Below are 17482 nucleotides of genomic sequence, written 5' to 3'. Positions count from 1 at the left end.
TCACTTCGGTGATATAAAAAATCCGCCTCATGGGGCGGATTTTTTTTGCCTGCTGTTTATGCGTCTACGTTAATTGATAGTGAATGCGTCGGTACCCAAATGGGTATAGTCCACTTTCTTCAGCTGGAAGTTGGTGATGTAGGTTGGGCCGGCCTTTTGTTCAGAGATGAAACGATAGCGCGGGGCAATCTCCTGAGCGCTGATGCCGGTCCACTGGGAAAAGAAGCTGAGGAAGTCGTTGGCGGAGCGCCGCGCTTTAATGACCTTATGCGCTTTATCATCGCTGGAGAGCACCATAAACGGTACCTGGAAATTCTGCTGATACTTATCGTCGTGCGCCAGGTACTGTACCTCTTTCCCGCGCTCTTTAAATGCCAGACCGTGATCGGAAAAATAGGTCATCGAGAAGGTTTCGCCAGAATTTTGTAGCTGAGTATAAAGATTGCTCAGCAGCGTGTCGGTTTGCGTCATGGTGTAGAGATAGCAGGAAGTCTCTTTCGACTGAACAAAAACCGTGTATTTCCCTTTGGTGCGATCGCAGGCCTGCGGATGTGAGCCCATTAAATGCAGGACAATCAGCTGCGGCTGGGTACGGCGGGTGGCCAGCACCTGTGCGGTCAGCGTTAAGAGCTGCTCATCCTGGGTATTTTTATTAGCCTCGAAATCGCCGTTCTTGAGGAACTGAACTTCATCCGCGCGTTTGGCAATACTGGCAATCGCCGTATCGTATTCGCCAATTTGCCCCTGATTCGAGAACCACCATGTCTGAAAACCGGCGCGGTTGGCGAGGGTCACAAAGTTATCCTGAAACTGCGGCTTATTGTCGACCACCCGGTTGAGGGTTAAACCGAGCGACTTCTGCGTTGAACCGCTGGCGGCAACGTAGTCATTGAACAGATAGCCTTTTACTGAACTGGCGAACGGGGTGTTGTCCCAGTGGCCGCCAAAGGCGCCGAGCGCATCGCGACGGGCGCTCTCGCCAATCACCACCACATACAGATGATACTTCGGCTTCACCGCCAGTACATGCCAGCTATCTTTCATATTGGCGAGCTGCGCCATTCGCGCCTGCTCATCCAGCACTTCATTATTATTCACCACCACATCTTTAACGAAGCGGACGGCGGGATAGCCGGTATCGATAACCTTAAAGACGCCGCCCCAGGCGAGGTTTTGCACCGGCTGGAGAAAGAAAATCGCGGTGCAGAACAGCAGCCCCAGCGTATCCATTTTCCCCCAGCGCGCCGACGTCTCCGGCTTGCGGCGTACGGCAATGACGCCGAGCGCAAAGATAAACACGGCCAGCAGATAGTTGTACCACGGGAAAATAGTCAGGATCTCGGTGGACTCTTCGAGGTTGGTGGCATGCAGCGCCAGCAGCGTATTGAAGTTGGGCGCGCCGTAGGCCTGGCCAAAAGGGTAGTACATGGCCGCCAGCAGCGAATAGACGCCGACCAGCACTTTTTGCGCGCGCGGAAAGCTGCGCCACAGAAGATGCAGCACGCAGGTAAAAGCAACGGTATAGAGCAGGCTAAAGTCGTAGCCCAGCGCCAGGTTAATAAACAGCGATTGTAAAAAATAGAATCCTGTCCATGGGTTCAGTACCAGTCCGCGGGCGACCAGCGTTTCTTTCAGCGTGACATTCATAGTAAACAATCAAAAAAGAGCCATGTGCGTCCCCTGGCATCAAGGGGTAAAACCTGCTGGACAGTGCGTGAAGAGGGTATCTGCGAGCCGCAGTAGTGGCAGGGCTGACAAAAGATAGGGCTTGCAAATGTTAAGGTCAACCATCCATAACGGATTGTTTTGGGAGAAAGCTTACAAAACTTGAAAAAAGTTGCTGAAGCGCTGAGTAATCAGCCAGTCTGGCAGGGAAATATGACAGAAAAATGAAGCGGCGTACCGCGACGCCGCACTAGTTATTGGGTTTATCCTGTGGGGGTTTGCCGTTGATCAGATCGCACAGCATACCGACAAGCATTAACCGGACTTTAAAAGGAGAATGAGTAAACACGTTTAAGCACCTCTTGAATTCATTCATAACGACCTCCTGTAACTTCGTCCTTCGCTCCTTGAAGGATGTGTGTATTACGTACAGATATAGCACAGGCTATATTTTATAGCTATGGCTAAAACGTTAATTTTTTGTTCTCCGTGCGCGATCCATTACAATAGGGATCCTTTTATATGATGCTTGATGCGTCACAGGAATGAGGAAGCACAATGAACCGTCGCGCAGGTAAGCCAATAACAAAAAAAGTGACGCAGCTAGTGAATGTCGAAGAGCACGTTGAGGGATTTCGTCAGGTGCGCGAGGCGCATCGTCGGGAGCTGATTGATGACTACGTGGAGCTGATCTCCGATCTGATTATGGAAGTAGGAGAAGCCCGTCAGGTCGATATGGCCGCGCGTCTTGGGGTGTCGCAGCCAACGGTTGCGAAAATGTTAAAAAGACTGGCCAGCGTCGGGTTGATCGAACAGATCCCCTGGCGGGGGATCTTTTTAACCCCGGAAGGCGAGAAGCTGGCCCATGAAAGCCGGGAACGCCACCAGATCGTCGAAAACTTTTTACTGGTGATCGGTGTTAGCCCGGAGATTGCTCGTCGCGACGCCGAAGGGATGGAGCATCATGTCAGCGAAGAGACGCTGGCAATGTTTAAACAGTTTACCCTCAAGCAGGGGTCACTGGGAGAATGAACCTCGTCTTTGTTCAGTCGCTGATCCGCGACCGCTTTTTACATCTGCTGTTGATTATTGGCGTTGTTTTAAGCTTCTTTGTTCCGTTTGCCCCCGCCGCCTGGCTTCACGCCATTGACTGGCATACGATTATCACCCTTAGCGGGTTGATGCTACTGACCAAAGGTATCGAACTGAGCGGCTATTTTGACGTAATTGGCCGCAAAATGGCGCGCCGCTTTGTGACCGAACGCCAGCTGGCCATTTTTATGGTGCTGGCGGCCGCGCTGCTTTCCACCTTCTTAACTAACGACGTGGCGCTGTTTATTGTCGTACCGCTCACGCTGACCCTGAAAAAATGGTGCGCCATCCCAACAAGCCGGTTAATCATTTTTGAAGCGCTGGCGGTGAACGCCGGGTCGTTGTTAACACCTATTGGAAATCCGCAAAACATTCTTCTTTGGGGGCGCTCAGGCCTTTCCTTTCCGGCCTTTATCGGCCAGATGCTGCCGCTGGCGGCGGCGATGATGATCACCTTGCTGGCGCTGTGCTGGTTCTGTTTTCCCGCGAAGCGTCTCAACTATCAGAGCAGCGATAAGGCTCCATCGTGGCAGCCAACGCTGGTCTGGAGCTGTCTGGCGTTCTATCTGGTCTTTTTGATCGCCTTAGAACTGAAGCAGGAGCTGTGGGGACTGGCGCTGATCGCGTTGGGTTTTCTGCTGCTGGCGCGGGCGGTGATTATCAACGTCGACTGGACGCTGCTACTGGTGTTTATGGCGATGTTTATTGACGTTCACCTGCTGATCCAGCTTCCTGTTCTACAGCATGCGCTCAACGGCGTCGGCCAGCTCTCGGCGGGAGGATTGTGGCTGACCTCGATTGGCTTGTCGCAGTTTATCAGTAACGTCCCGGCGACCATTCTGCTGCTCAATTACGTTCCGCCCTCAACGCTGCTGGCCTGGGCGGTTAATGTCGGCGGGTTCGGCCTGCTGCCAGGCTCGCTGGCCAATCTGATTGCGCTGCGAATGGCCGGCGATCGCCGTATCTGGTGGCGTTTCCACGTCTATTCCCTGCCCATGCTGCTGTGGGCGGCGCTGGTGGGGTATGGATTGCTGCAGTTCTGATTTTTAGAGAATTGGGCAAGAAACGGACAGAAACGCCACATTCGCGCTCTCCTTTTCCGGGGTATAACTTTATTCACGATGGTGAATCACCCTGATTGAAGGAGAGTTCTATGCGTTATCAAAAATTGGGCCATACCGGCCTTTTTGTCTCTGAACTGTGCCTGGGCACCATGACCTTCGGCGGTGAAGGCGGCCTGTGGGGTAAGGTAGGTCAGCTACGCCAGGCGGAGGCTGAGCGGCTGGTGGGCAGCGCGCTCGATGCGGGCATCAACTTTATCGACACCGCAAACGTTTATTCGGAAGGGCGCTCGGAAGCGATTACCGGCCAGGCGCTGAAGAATCTGAAAGTGCCGCGTGAAAATGTCGTGGTGGCGACCAAAGTGTTTGGCGAGACCGGCACCGCAGGCGTGAACTCGCGCGGCAGTTCGCGCTATCACATCATCGGCAGCGTGAAGGAGAGTCTGCGTCGCCTGCAGCTCGATCATATCGATCTCTATCAACTCCATGGCTTCGACCCGGCGACCCCCATCGAGGAGACGCTGTATGCGCTGGATAATCTCGTGCAGCACGGCCACGTCCGCTATATCGGCGTGTCGAACTGGGCGGCATGGCAGATAGTCAAAGCGTTGGGAATATCCGAACGACTGGGGCTGGCGCGCTTTGCCTCGTTGCAGGCTTACTACACCATTGCCGGGCGCGATCTGGAGCGCGAGCTGGTGCCAATGATGCGGAGCGAAGGACTGGGCCTGATGGTCTGGAGTCCGCTGGCGGGAGGGCTGCTCAGCGGTAAGTACGATCGCGACGGGCAGTCGGCGAGCGGCGGCCGTCGTCAGGAGTTTGATTTCCCGCCGGTGGACAAAGCGCGGGCTTTTGACTGCATTGATGTGATGCGTGAGATTGCCGATGCGAAGGGCGTTTCGGTGGCGCAAATCGCGCTGGCCTGGTTGCTTCATCAGCCAGCGGTAAGCAGCGTGATTATTGGCGCGAAGCGTGCAGAGCAGCTCGCCGAGAACCTTGCGGCAACCAGCATTACCCTGAATGATGATGAACTGGCACGGCTTGATGCGGTCAGCACGCTACCGCGAGAGTATCCGGGCTGGATGCTGGAGCGCCAGGGAGAATACCGTCGCGACCAGCTCGCACAGCAGTAATTTCCGTTCTTGCACGCCGGATCGTCTGTTTCGCGATCCGGCTTTTTTATCCGCTGCGCTCACAAAAAACGATCCCTGAGTTTGCCCGAAAATAAGATTTCGTTTATATGACTAGTCATGAAATTTATATGACTAGTCATAGGTGCGAGCGATGAACAGAACACTGGCGGCAGATTTTCTATGGGGTAACTCGGTTTCCAGCATGCAAACCGAGGGAGCGTGGAATGAGGGTGGTAAAGGGATGTCGGTTTACGATATCCGCCAGCCGGCGGAATTGACATCTGACTGGAAGGTGGCGACCGATTCGTACCACCGCTACCGGGAAGACTTCGACCTGATGCAGGATTTGGGCATGAACTGCTATCGTTTCCAGATAGCCTGGAGCCGCGTTTGCCCGGAAGGCGACGGTGAGTTCAATGAAGAAGGTATCGCCTTTTATCACCAGTTTATCGATGACCTGATTGCCCGCGGCATTGAGCCGATGATCTGCCTGTATCACTTCGATATGCCGCTGTCGCTGGCTGAACGCTACAACGGTTTTACCGACCGTCGGGTGATGGAAGCCTTTATTCGTTACGGGCAGAAGATGATCGACTGCTTTGGCGACAAGGTAAAGTGGTGGCTGACCTTTAATGAACAGAATCTCTACCATATGCCGGACGCGTTTCTGATTTCTGGCTACATGCGCGGCGAGAAGACCCTGCGCGAGCTGTATCAGATCCAGCACCACGTGATGATGGCCCACGTGCACCTGACGCAGTATCTGCACCAGGCGAAGCCACAGTGCCTGATGGGCGGCATGCTGGCCCACGCGCTGGTTTATCCGGCGACCTGTAAACCGCGTGATATCCTTTGCGCCCAGCAGCTCGACGAGTTTTTAAACCAGAATCTGCTGCGCGCCTTCGCCGGGGAGGGCTACAGCCCGGAAGTCATGCACGTTGTCGCCCGCGAAGGCTTTGCGGATATTTACCGCGCAGAGGATCTGGCGCTGATGGCGCAGGTCAAAATCGACTATCTGGCCTTTAGCTACTATGCCAGCAAGGTTCTCGACAGCGACCCGATCCCGCCGGGTACGCCGGTGAACCACTACATGCAGTTTGGCGATAAAAAGAATGACTTTCTGCAGGCCACCGAGTGGGGCTGGCAGATTGACCCGCTGGGTTTTCGCACCATCATTACCCGCTACTACAACGACTGGCGTCTGCCGGTCTTCCCGATTGAAAACGGCATCGGGGTGATTGAGTCCTGGGACGGCGAGAACCCGATCGCTGACGATTACCGCGTCGCCTATCATCGCGATCATATCAACGCCATGAAAGAGGCGATATTTGAGGACGGCGCGGAAGTGGTTGGCTATCTGGGCTGGGGGCTGATCGATATCCTTAGTTCGCAGGGCGATATGCGCAAACGCTACGGCGTTGTCTACGTGAACCGTGAAAACCACGACCTGAAGGATCTTAAACGCGTTCCGAAGAAAAGCTATGCCTGGCTAAAGCGGGTCATTCGCAGTAACGGCGAAGAGATGTAACGGCGCCTCGCGCGGGCAGATGGTATATTCTGCCCGCCAGTCGCTATCAGTAACGTAAAAGGATCGGGGAATGACGGCCAAATATCTGAGTATCGCGCGGGAAATCAAAAAACGTATCATCAGCCAGCAGTATCCCGCCAGCGCGCCGTTACCCGACCAGTTCGCGTTAGCGGCGGAGTTCAGCACCAGCAGGATGACGATCCAGCAGGCGATGCGTCAGCTGATTGTCGAAGGCCTTATCTACACCCGTAAGGGGCAGGGAACCTTCGTGCGCAAAAATTTCCTCCAGCTTTCGCAGTGGGAACTGCCCGGTAGCGACTATTTTGGTGCCACCAAAACCTGGGAGCACTTAGGGGAAGTGGCTAGCCGGGTGATTCGCTTCGAGCTGCGCTTTCCGACGGAAAAGGAGCAAAGTTCGTTACTGATTGACGCCGATGCCCCGGTCTATGATTTCGTTCGCCTGCGGCTGCTTAACGAGGAGCCGGTGTCGCTGGATCTCACCGTGATGCCGGTCGCGCTGGTGCCCGGCCTGAATAAAACGCATCTCGAAGGCTCGGTGTTTCGCTACCTGCAGGAGACGCTGGGGCTCAAGATGATGGGATCGTATCGGGTGGTGCGGGCGATGAAACCGCAGGCGCTGGACAGGGAGCACCTCAACTGTGAAGCGAGCGATCCGGTGCTGGAGGTGGAGCAGGTGATTTATCTGGAGGACGGTACGCCGCTGGAGTATGCCCATTGCCACTATCGCTACGATCACGGCGGAATTATTCTGGTGAATAACGGATAAAAAAAGGGCGGGCACCGGGCCCGCCGCTCTGCGCGATGCGCTGTTAGTTCAGACGCACAGGCATACCGGAACGGTTCTGGATCGCCTGATCGACCACGCTCTGGTCTACGTCAGTCTGGCTGGTAATCGCCTGTACGGATTTGGTCAGGTTAATCGGTACGATCTCACCGCCCTGGAACTGCTCTTCAGTGGTGGACAGCGGGTTGTGAACTTCAATGAAGCGGCTGCCGTCAGGCTCGGTAGTGGCTTTTACCGGCTCATCAATAAACTCTACGCGGGTGCCGACCGGCACGTTTTCAAACAGGAATTTAATATCGTCGTTACGCAGACGCACGCAGCCGTGGCTGACGCGTAGGCCGATGCCGAAGTTGGCGTTGGTGCCGTGAATAGCGTACAGGCGGCCGATATACAGCGCGTACAGGCCCATCGGGTTATCAGGGCCGGCCGGAACAACGGCCGGCAGCGGTTCACCTGCTGCGGCATATTCAGCGTGCATTTTGGCGGTAGGCGTCCAGGTCGGACCGGCTTTTTTACGCTCAACTTTGGTTACCCAGTTGATTGGCGTGTCTTTGCCGAGCTGGCCGATACCGATCGGCAGCACGATGACGGTGTTGGTGCCCTTCGGATAGTAGTAAAGGCGCATTTCCGCGCTGTTGATGACAATACCTTCATGCACGGTGTCCGGCAGGATCAGCTGCTGCGGGATATTCAGCACGGTGCCGCCTTTTGGCAGGAAGGTGTCCACGCCCGGGTTGGCTTCCAGCATGTTGGATAAACCCATCTGGTATTCGGCGGCGAAATATTCCAGCGGCTGCTTGTTGCCTTCCGGAATGGTGATCACCTGGTTCTGGCCAATCAGACGGCTGCCGTCGGTAGGCAGAGGGTAGGTTACAGCAGAAGCTGTGTTGCAAAAGCCCACGATGGCGAAGGCTGCCGCGAAGAGTGTTGATAATTTCATAATCTTTATGTCGTGGGCGATATTAATGCCGCACAGGCCTTTGTCAGTTTAAACAGGAAGTCGATGGGAGCGCATTATATGTGCTTTCCGGCAAACAGGTAAATGAGATGTGTACGAAATCACATTTTTTTCCTGTGACCGTGAGTGTAGCCCGTCAACGCTGGCCCTGCAGACTAAAAACGGGAGGGGGTTACCCCTCCAGAAGCCGTGCCTGGAGCGCTTCTCGCGCCTGCGGCGTGAGCTGATACTCTTTTTCCAGCCAGGCATCGACGCTGGCGTAACGTTCATCAATGCCGGAAAGCGCGGCGGCAAGGTAAGATTCATGCACCGTCATCATTTCCGCCAGGTTTTGCCGGCCGCGGGCGGTCAGCTCATTGCCGAGGGATTCGAGCAAAAAATCCTCGACCTGCGTCAGCATGCCCTGGGTGAGCAGGTACTCCTCCATCACCGTGTGGCGATCGCAGCCGAGGGCGAACAGCGTCAGCGCGCAGCCCACGCCGGTACGGTCTTTCCCTACCGCACAGTGCTGCAATAGCGCGCCATCGAAAGGCTCCATCAGCCAACCGGCCAGCTGGCGATAAGCAGCGTTATTGAATGGCAGCTGGCGATAGAGCTCCAGCATAAACTGCTCGCCGTTAAGGGCGTTTAGCGTGGCGGCGTTGAGCTCGGTGACTTTGGCGTTAACGTCGCGAACGTGCGGATTCGCGGGCGCGTTGAGGTAGCGAGCCGCTTCGTTCAGCTTATCAGGGCTACGATTCACTTCTCCCGGATCGCGATAATCAATGACCCGGCTAAGGGGGATTGCGTCCAGGTGGGTGAGGTCATCGGCCGTCATCATATGCAGCGAGCCGGAGCGGAATAGTTTTCCGGCCCGCACGCGGCGGCCGTCGGCGGTACGCTGGCCGCCCAGGTCACGAAAGTTGATACCGCCCTGCAGCGATAAGAAAGCCGGATGGCGGGAGAGTGTGGTCATAGGTTCCTTCCAGATTAAGGTAAAAAAATTACGCATTAAGCAGTGTAACCGCGCAATATGACACGACCCTAACACAAGCGTCATTGATGATTTTATAACGCCCCGTGAAAAGTGAAGCATTTGCTGGCATAATGTCTGGTTCATCACACTTCTCATTCTCTATTTTCAGGATAACCCCGTGCTAGTATCCAGCAACGTCACCATGCAGTTCGGCAGTAAGCCGCTGTTCGAAAATATTTCCGTCAAATTTGGCGGCGGCAATCGTTACGGCCTGATTGGCGCCAACGGTAGCGGCAAGTCCACCTTTATGAAGATCCTCGGCGGCGATCTTGAGCCGACGCTGGGTAACGTCTCCCTCGACCCGAACGAGCGTATCGGTAAGCTGCGCCAGGATCAGTTTGCATTTGAAGAGTTCAGCGTACTGGATACGGTCATTATGGGCCACGGCGAGCTGTGGGAAGTGAAGCAAGAGCGCGATCGCATCTACTCCCTGGCGGAGATGAGCGAAGAAGACGGCTATAAGGTGGCTGACCTTGAAGTGCTCTACGGCGAGATGGACGGCTACTCCGCTGAAGCGCGCGCCGGCGAACTGCTGCTCGGCGTCGGCATCCCGGTTGAACAGCATTACGGCCCGATGAGCGAAGTGGCTCCCGGCTGGAAGCTGCGCGTGCTGCTGGCGCAGGCGCTGTTCTCCAACCCGGATATCCTGCTGCTTGATGAACCGACGAACAACCTGGATATCGACACCATCCGCTGGCTGGAGCAGACCCTCAACGATCGCGACAGCACCATGATCATCATTTCGCACGACCGTCACTTCCTGAACATGGTTTGTACCCACATGGCGGATCTGGATTACGGCGAGCTGCGCGTTTACCCGGGCAACTACGATGAGTACATGACCGCGGCGACCCAGGCGCGTGAACGTCTGCTGGCGGATAACGCCAAGAAAAAAGCGCAGATTGCCGACCTGCAATCTTTCGTGAGCCGCTTTAGCGCCAACGCCTCTAAATCTCGCCAGGCGACCTCGCGCGCCCGTCAGATTGACAAAATTAAGCTGGACGAAGTGAAAGCGTCCAGCCGTCAGAACCCGTTCATTCGCTTTGAGCAGGATAAAAAGCTGTTCCGTAACGCTTTGGAAGTGGAAGCGCTGGCAAAAGGCTTTGACAACGGCCCGCTGTTTAAAAACTTCAACCTGCTGCTGGAAGTGGGGGAGAAGATCGCTATTCTGGGCGCCAACGGCGTGGGTAAATCCACAATGCTGAAAACCCTGGTCGGCGATCTGACGCCGGATAACGGTACCGTTAAATGGTCCGAGAACGCGCAGATTGGCTACTACGCGCAGGATCACGAATATGAATTCGAAAACGATCTGACGGTATTTGAGTGGATGAGCCAGTGGAAACAGGAAAGCGATGACGAGCAGGCGGTGCGCAGCATCCTGGGCCGACTGCTGTTCAGCCAGGACGATATCAAAAAGCCGGCGAAAGTGCTCTCCGGTGGCGAAAAAGGCCGTATGCTTTTCGGTAAGTTGATGATGCAGAAACCGAACATTCTGGTGATGGACGAACCGACCAACCACCTGGATATGGAATCGATCGAATCGCTGAATATGGCGCTGGAGATGTATCAGGGAACGCTGATTTTCGTTTCTCACGACCGTGAGTTTGTGAGCTCGCTGGCGACCCGAGTCGTTGAAATTACGCCGGAGCGCGTGATCGACTTCACCGGTAACTACGAAGATTATCTGCGCACTAAAGGTATCGAATAATTTTCTGTTGCTTGTCCCGGATTGCGGCGCTGCTGCGCCCTATCCGGGCTACCGGCCCGCAGACGGCGATGGACCTGTAGCCCGGGCAAGGCGCGTCAAGCGCCGCCCCCGGGAGCCGTTAGCAGAGTGGCTGAATTTCCCAAAGGCGCTGCTGCGCCTTATCCGCACTACACCCGCCACTCGCTCCTTTCTTCACCGTTCACCAGCAGCCTGCGTTTTTCCCCCGCCGGCAACGACACCTTCAGCGCTTTCCACGCCGGACGATAATCGCCGCGCGCCTTGACCTTCAGGTTAATGCTGGCGCTATCGCAGACCATTTCCCATTCCACCCACAGCGCATTGCCGTTCCGGTAGCCCCAGCTTTCGCCGTCGTCTTCAAACAGCAGGCCGCGACAGGTCCCCATGCCCTTCAGCGGGAACAGCTTCAGCTCGCGATTATCGTCTGTTTGCGCATCGACGTGGCGGACGCGCTCGCTCAGCGGCAGGCCTGCCCCGGCGCGAACCAGTAGGGGCAGTTTTTCCAGTGGCGCATCAAGGACGATCCACTGGCCGCCCGCATACCACTGGTGGTTGTAAAAATCGTACCAGCCGTCCTGGTTTGCCGGCAGCCACACGCGGCGCTGACGCGCGCCGGGTTCGACGACGCTGGCAACCAGCAGATCGCGACCCAGCAGGAAGTCGTCGCATTCAGCAAACGTCTGCGCATCGTGTTCGTGATCGAGGAAGGTCGGGCGCAGCATCGGTTCATCGTCGGCGTGAGCCTGCCACAGCAGGGTATAGAGGTACGGCAGCAGACGATAGCGCAGCTCAATGGCTGAACGGATAGCTGGGGTGACCTCCGGGTACATCCAGGCTTCGTTGACCGTCTGGTCGTCATTCCACGAGTGAATGGTAAAGCGCGGATGCATAACGCCGTTTTGTACCCAGCGCACGAACAGCTCCGGGTCCGGTTTATCGCCAGAGAAGCCGCCGACATCGTGTCCGACGTTGAACAGCCCGGACAAGCTCATTCCCAGCCCCATCCGGGTGTTGTAGCGTAGCGTGTCCCAGTTGGTGCGGTTATCGCCGCTCCAGGTCTGAACGTAGCGCTGCATCCCGGCGCAGCCGGAGCGAGAGATCAGATACGGGCGTTTCTGCGGCGCAAAGCGCTGCTGAGCCTCCAGCGACGCGCGCATCATCAGCAGCGGCATCACCGGGCGAATATGTTTGATAGCAATTTCGTAGCCGAATCCGTGACAGCGGGCTTCGCCGTCCCAGACTTCATACTCGTTATTATCGTTCCACGTAGAGTCGATGCCCATCTCCAGCAGCTGGGTCGTCACGCCTTCCTGCCACCAGGCGACGGTTTGCGGGTTGGTAAAGTCGAGATGCGACCCTTCGTCATCCCAGAAGCTGGAACGCTCGGGAGCATCAGCCTGTGAATCGCGGATAAACAGCCCGCGCTCCGCGACCTCGTGATAGCGCGGATGGTCCTGCAGCAGGCAGGGCTTAATATTGGCCGCCAGCTTCAGTCCGGCATCGTGGAAGGCCTGGCTCATCACCTTCGGCTGCGGCACCTTGTCGTTGTTCCAGTTAAAGACGTAGCGCTTGCCGTCAATCGAGGTATAGCCGGAAGATAGCTGGAATGAATCGCACGGAATGGCGTGTTCATCGCACAGGCGGATGAAGTTCATCAGCTGGTTTTGCGCATCCGGCGCGTCGGTGTAGTGCATCGTCGAACCGCTGTAGCCGAGACTCCATTTCGGTCCGAACAGCGTTTTGCCGGTCAGGCGGACGAACGCTTTGGTGATATCCAGTACCCGTTTGCCGGAAAAAAGATAGTAATCAATGTCTCCCGCTTCCGCCTGCCAGCGGCGATAGGCGGTATGGTAATTATCGATTTCGTTGCCGAGATCCAGCCAGCAACTGCTCAGGTTGTCGTAAAACAGACCGTAGCTGACATCGCTACGCTGCGCGATGGTAAACGGAATATGCTTGTACAGCGGGTCGGTGCTCGCCGCGTTATAGCCCATGGCGTCGAGGTTACGCATCTCATAGCGTTTACCGTTACGCTGCAGATCGCCGGCTTTTTCGCCCAGACCATAGAAGCGTTCGTCTTTGCGGCGGCTCAGGTAGTGGGCAACGCCGTCGCCGTGCGCATTCGCCAGGTAGGCGCTGGTGGGGCGGTCGTTAACCAGCGGCTGCCACTCGCCAGCTTCATCGCGATAACTCCATTCCAGCCACAGCGGCTGGTGGACGGTGACGCGCAGCTGGTCGGTGGCGATGCTCAGGGTATCGCTATGCTCCGTGAGCTGCCAGGCGGGGAGGCTAAAGCCGCTCAAATCTTCGCGCGGGCGTCCTTCCCACGGCACGTCCTGCTGGGGAGCGATACTCCAGGTGCGATCCAGCGCCAGCTGGCCGTGCCGCTTTAGCAGCACGCGGAACATATTCTCTTCCAGCACGTACAGACACAGGGTGTGCTGGCCGTCTACGATCAGCTCAACGTGGTGGTCCAGCCGTTGGTGTAAGGTCCAGTTTTTCAAAGTCTTCATTTTTTACATCCACTCTCAGGCGCGTTTTGCGCGACGTTCAGCAATAAATGCCACCAGGAATACCGCGCCAATCAGGTCAAAGAACCCCATGGCGATAAATAGCGGGTTGAAGCCGATTTTGTCGGCGGTGACGCCAATCAGCAGCGAGAATAGAAAGCTGGCGATCCAGGCGGCGGAACCGCGCATCCCGTTCACGGTCGCCATCTGTCCTTTATCGAACGACTCCACCACCAGCGCGCTGAGCATGCAGGAGATGATCTGGTGGCCGAAGCCGCCAATTGAAATCAGTACGATGGTGATATAGGGATCGCGGGTGATCGCCACGGTGGCGAGCGAAATCATCAGGAAGGCGCCGGTGACGGAGCTGGCGACCACCGAGTTCACCCGCGAGCAGCCGAACCAGCGGGTATACAGTTTGGTCAGATAGCCGCTGGCGACGCTGCCGAGGTCGGCCGCCAGAAACGGCAGCCAGGCAAACATGGCGATTTGTTTTAAATCCATGCCGTGCTCTTTCGCCAGGTAGAGCGGTACCCAGAAGCTCAGCACCGCCCAGGCGGGCTCAGCCATAAAGGCCGGAATGGCGATACCGTAGAAGCGCTTGTTTTTCGATACGGTTTTCAGCGCGGTAAAGAAGGGCAGTTTGACCGGCGGCGCTTCATTGTCCTGCTGGATAAGCGCCAGCTCGGCTTTGCCGAGGTTAGGGTGTTTTTCAGGGTTATGATAGAACGCCCACCACAGTACGACCCATGCGAGCGCCAGCGCGCCGGTGAACATAAATGCACCCTGCCAGCCGAACGAGGCGTGCGCGAAGTAGATAATCGGCGGCGCCAGCATGGCGCCGATGGAGAAACCAACCCCGGCCCAGCCTGCTGCGATTGGGCGTTCGGATTTAGGGAACCACTCGCCGAGTGTTTTGGCGTTAGCTGGCGTCGCTGCCGCCTCAGCGCCGCCCATGAAAAAGCGCAGAATCGCCAGGTGCAGCCAGCTCCCCGCGCCGGCATGGGCGATGCAGGCGATGGCCCACAGCGTGGCGCAGATCATAAAGCCGAGCTTGAGACCAATGACGTCGATAAGCCAGCCGCAGAGCGGCTGAAAAATGGTATACGCCAGCTGAAAAGCGCCGACGATCCACGAGTACTGTTCAGTGGTAATACCGAGAGAGGTTTTTAATTCCGGGGCGATAATCCCCAGCGAATTGCGCGTGATGTAGTTAACGGTGACGCCGAGCAAAAACAGCACCAGCATCCACCAGCGCAGGTTCTTCACTATGCGGCGTGATTTACTGACCGCCATATCGTTATTGAGGCCTTGGCTCATAGAACTCTCCACGAGACATATAGTAGGGAAAATTGACCAACCCGCTTGCTGAGTTGTCGCTAAAATTTTCTATTTCGTTGTTTGTTAAGGTTGATGTCTCGACACTATTGGTTGACTAATATCAAAGGTGTTGGACCAATTCAGGCTAAGGGAGAATGCGAGCGGGCAATAGCGACAATTCTGCAAATATTTTCATGGGACGATCCAGATCGCAGTATGACATCGCCAAATCGCTTAAAAATATTCACATTCTCAATATGAAAATTTTTTCATGAGCAAAGTAGAGCGCGATCACAAAATGGACAAAAAGCTAAAAGTGAGCGAAATCGCGGCGCGTACCGGGCTGTCGGTGAGCACGGTATCGCGGGTGTTGGCAGGGAAAGCGAATACCAGCGCCAGGGCTCGCCAGAGGGTACTGGAGTGCGCCCGCGAGCTGGGCGTGATGGAGGGGATCGCCGCCGGGCGAATGCTGCTCAACAACCTCGTGGTATTTGCCCCTCAGCGCGCTTTCGATGAACGCACGGATATTTACTACTATCGGGTGATTCAAAGCATCAATAGCGCCCTTATGCCGCATGAGGTACACCTGCGCTATTGCGCGCTGGAAGAGAACGACAGCGATGCCAATTTGTTTTTGCAGCGCATGCATGAAGCATCGACCCAGGCCGCTATTTTATTGGGTATCGACGATCCGCATATTCACGATCTGGCGGCCGATCTGGCGAAGCCCTGCGTGATGATCAACTGCCATGACGCTGGAATGCGTTTACCCTCCGTCGCACCGGATCATCGGCTGATCGGCCAGTTCGCCGCCCGGTATCTGTTTGAGATGGGGCATCAGGCGATCATGAACGTGATGTGCCTGCGTCGCTATACCATGGAGCTGCGTCTGCTGGGCATTAAGCAGGCATGGCGGGCGCGGAATCTCCATTTCGTTGATGGCAGGGATTTACTCGCCGTGGCCAACTTCAGCGCCAGGGATACCGAGGAAAAAGTCGGGGAGTGGCTGGATCAGCGCGGCGACGGCCCACTGCCGACGGCATTTCTGGTGGGCGGTGATTTTATGGCGGCAGGCACGATCGCCGCTTTACAAAAACGCGGTTTGCGCGTCCCGCAGGATGTTTCCGTCATGAGCATCGACGGCTTTAACCTGGCGGCGATTCAGGATGTACCGCTAACTGCCGTCCACGTCCCGCGCGATGAATTAGGCGTTGAAGCGGTACATTTGCTACAGCAGAGGCTGATCCGTCCCGATGCGCCGCACGGCGCGTTACTCCTGCATGGCACGCTGGCGGTACGTGATTCGGTGCGGCGGATACGCGCCGGTAACCGCCGTACCGCCGTTGAAGCGAAGGGGCTATATGACGATTAATTCGCCATCCCCAACGCGCGCTTACCGTGGATGTTTAAATCGTCCAGCGTGAAACGACCTTCCCAGCTGGCTTCATAATCCTCGCGCGGGAAGTCGCCCGGCGAGGCGCCGTGCGCCAGCGCGACTTTGACCTTCTGCGCGTAGGCGAGGTTTTTCTCACACATTGGCGCGGCGGGAATATACATCACGTTGCCCCAGCCCTGCTGATTTTCCACCGGCGCGACCGAGTGGATCACGTCGCAGTGCCACCATACCGAATCGCCCGCATTCAGCGCCGGAATAGAGCTTAAGGCTTTGATCAGCAGCGGGTGCCATTTTTCCGAAATCGGCAGCACCTTACCCGGCGCGACGCCGCACAGTTCATCATCCGGGACATCATCGAGCAGCGGACGCAGCAGCACGTAAGCCATCGCTTCCGGGATCGGCACCACGTGCAGCAGGCCCTGATCGGGGATCATATCGGAGAGCGCGGTCCACCCCTGGAAGGTGCGGAACACCGAGCATTTGGTGGTGTTGTCGACCGTATACTCTTCGACTTCGGTGCGGTGCGCCGCGTCCCACGGGTCGTAAGCATCAATGTTGCCGTTAAACACGTCGGCAAACACTTTCTGATAGGCCGGCAGCAGCCAGCGCTCCAGGGCGCCGGAATCGGTATGCGCCCCCAGACCTTTCGAGGTGGTCCCCGGCGGGCGGCGGCGAATGCGGTCCGGGTAGATGACGCTGACATCCGGGTCGAACCATTGCTTGCCGTCGCGGTTAAACGTCCACAGACGGTTGAGGAACGACTGCACGGCAGCCATTTCATCGCTCTGTCGCGCCTGCATCTGCGCCTGGGACCAGTAAATTGGATAGATTTCCGGCCGTGATGCCTCCAGCGAGCCGAAAAAGGTATCGCCCGGGCCTCTGTAGACGTCATCAAAATGGTTGCGGTCGAGATAGTCGAGCATTGAGTTATCCCACGCCAGCGCCCGTTCACGAGAAAAATGGCCCTTGATGACCGCGCACCCGCGACGCTTGATGAGCTCGCGCTGGGCCTCCGTGACCTGGCCACGCGCAATCGCCTCGAACGGGATTATCGGCCAGACGTCCTGGCCGCTGGCTTTAAGGGCGTCAATTTCTTCCAGACGCGCGGCGATACGCGCGGTCAGCCGATCGAACACCGCCTGTACATCGCCAATTTGCGCCCGCAGCTCCTGCTTGATCTGGCGGATAGCCGCTTTAGGATCGGCAGGTAAAGTTTCACTGGTATGGGTAACAGCCATGATGACCTCTCATCTTTCATTCGAAAGTTTTA

General features: G+C 56.5%; 14 protein-coding genes. 7 read left to right on the top strand and 7 right to left on the bottom strand.

The genetic code is table 11. The features are described 5' to 3' along the window. Nucleotides 1-69: 69 nt before the first annotated feature. Both EGY08_RS05940 and mntS read right to left on the bottom strand, forming a co-directional pair. Entirely contained in the window at nt 70-1647 is a 1578-nt protein-coding gene (locus EGY08_RS05940; RefSeq protein WP_004130758.1) for a phosphoethanolamine transferase, read from the bottom strand. Nucleotides 1648-1915: 268 nt separating this feature from the next. After that, nucleotides 1916-2041 (bottom strand): manganase accumulation protein MntS, encoded by a 126-nt coding sequence (gene mntS / locus EGY08_RS05935; RefSeq protein ID WP_004130761.1) that lies wholly within the window; start codon nt 2039-2041, stop codon nt 1916-1918. Nucleotides 2042-2223: 182 nt separating this feature from the next. Here mntS and mntR point away from each other — a divergent pair, with 182 nt between their 5' ends. From mntR to EGY08_RS05910, 5 genes are all read left to right on the top strand, one after another. Then, nucleotides 2224-2697, top strand: coding sequence for a manganese-binding transcriptional regulator MntR (gene mntR / locus EGY08_RS05930; protein WP_004130763.1), 474 nt, complete (start codon nt 2224-2226; stop codon nt 2695-2697). Continuing rightward, complete coding sequence (locus EGY08_RS05925) at nt 2694-3800, top strand: anion transporter (RefSeq protein ID WP_049114795.1); 1107 nt, start codon at nt 2694-2696, stop codon at nt 3798-3800. Before mntR ends, EGY08_RS05925 begins: the two co-directional genes overlap by 4 nt. Nucleotides 3801-3910: 110 nt before the next feature. Further along, on the top strand, nt 3911-4951 hold the full coding sequence (locus EGY08_RS05920) for an aldo/keto reductase (RefSeq protein ID WP_049123021.1): 1041 nt from the start codon (nt 3911-3913) through the stop codon (nt 4949-4951). Nucleotides 4952-5102: 151 nt separating this feature from the next. Next, nucleotides 5103-6479 (top strand): glycoside hydrolase family 1 protein, encoded by a 1377-nt coding sequence (locus tag EGY08_RS05915; protein ID WP_004130770.1) that lies wholly within the window; start codon nt 5103-5105, stop codon nt 6477-6479. Between the two features lie 70 nt (nt 6480-6549). Beyond that, a complete protein-coding gene (locus tag EGY08_RS05910) occupies nt 6550-7266 on the top strand; it encodes a GntR family transcriptional regulator (protein ID WP_004130772.1) in 717 nt (238 codons plus the stop codon). Nucleotides 7267-7309: 43 nt separating this feature from the next. On the opposite strand, the gene ldtB is transcribed toward EGY08_RS05910, so the two are convergent. Further along, a complete protein-coding gene (gene ldtB / locus EGY08_RS05905) occupies nt 7310-8224 on the bottom strand; it encodes a L,D-transpeptidase (protein WP_004130773.1) in 915 nt (304 codons plus the stop codon). 190 nt (nt 8225-8414) lie between these two features. Next, the gene (locus EGY08_RS05900) at nt 8415-9197 is read right to left on the bottom strand and encodes a tyrosine-protein phosphatase (RefSeq protein WP_004130775.1); all 783 of its coding nucleotides are present in this window, start codon (nt 9195-9197) and stop codon (nt 8415-8417) included. Between the two features lie 178 nt (nt 9198-9375). Here EGY08_RS05900 and EGY08_RS05895 point away from each other — a divergent pair, with 178 nt between their 5' ends. Next, a complete protein-coding gene (locus tag EGY08_RS05895) occupies nt 9376-10968 on the top strand; it encodes an ABC-F family ATPase (protein WP_004130777.1) in 1593 nt (530 codons plus the stop codon). Between the two features lie 167 nt (nt 10969-11135). On the opposite strand, the gene EGY08_RS05890 is transcribed toward EGY08_RS05895, so the two are convergent. Continuing rightward, nucleotides 11136-13499, bottom strand: coding sequence for a TIM-barrel domain-containing protein (locus tag EGY08_RS05890; protein ID WP_123828316.1), 2364 nt, complete (start codon nt 13497-13499; stop codon nt 11136-11138). A 15-nt stretch (nt 13500-13514) separates the two neighbouring features. Continuing rightward, entirely contained in the window at nt 13515-14816 is a 1302-nt protein-coding gene (locus EGY08_RS05885; RefSeq protein WP_004130781.1) for an MFS transporter, read from the bottom strand. A 271-nt stretch (nt 14817-15087) separates the two neighbouring features. Here EGY08_RS05885 and EGY08_RS05880 point away from each other — a divergent pair, with 271 nt between their 5' ends. After that, nucleotides 15088-16188 carry a LacI family DNA-binding transcriptional regulator gene (locus EGY08_RS05880; RefSeq protein WP_004130783.1) on the top strand — a complete coding sequence of 367 codons (1101 nt, stop codon included), beginning with the start codon at nt 15088-15090 and terminating at the stop codon, nt 16186-16188. On the opposite strand, the gene EGY08_RS05875 is transcribed toward EGY08_RS05880, so the two are convergent. Continuing rightward, nucleotides 16185-17450 (bottom strand): DUF1479 domain-containing protein, encoded by a 1266-nt coding sequence (locus EGY08_RS05875; protein ID WP_049113908.1) that lies wholly within the window; start codon nt 17448-17450, stop codon nt 16185-16187. The two genes, EGY08_RS05880 and EGY08_RS05875, sit on opposite strands and share 4 nt — an antisense overlap. Between the last annotated feature and the right edge of the window lie 32 nt (nt 17451-17482).

The sequence above is a fragment of the Klebsiella sp. FDAARGOS_511 genome, assembly GCF_003812845.1.
GTDB lineage: Bacteria > Pseudomonadota > Gammaproteobacteria > Enterobacterales > Enterobacteriaceae > Klebsiella > Klebsiella grimontii.
Note: the sequence above shows the minus strand (reverse complement) of the source record. Positions and strands in the feature narration are given on the sequence as shown.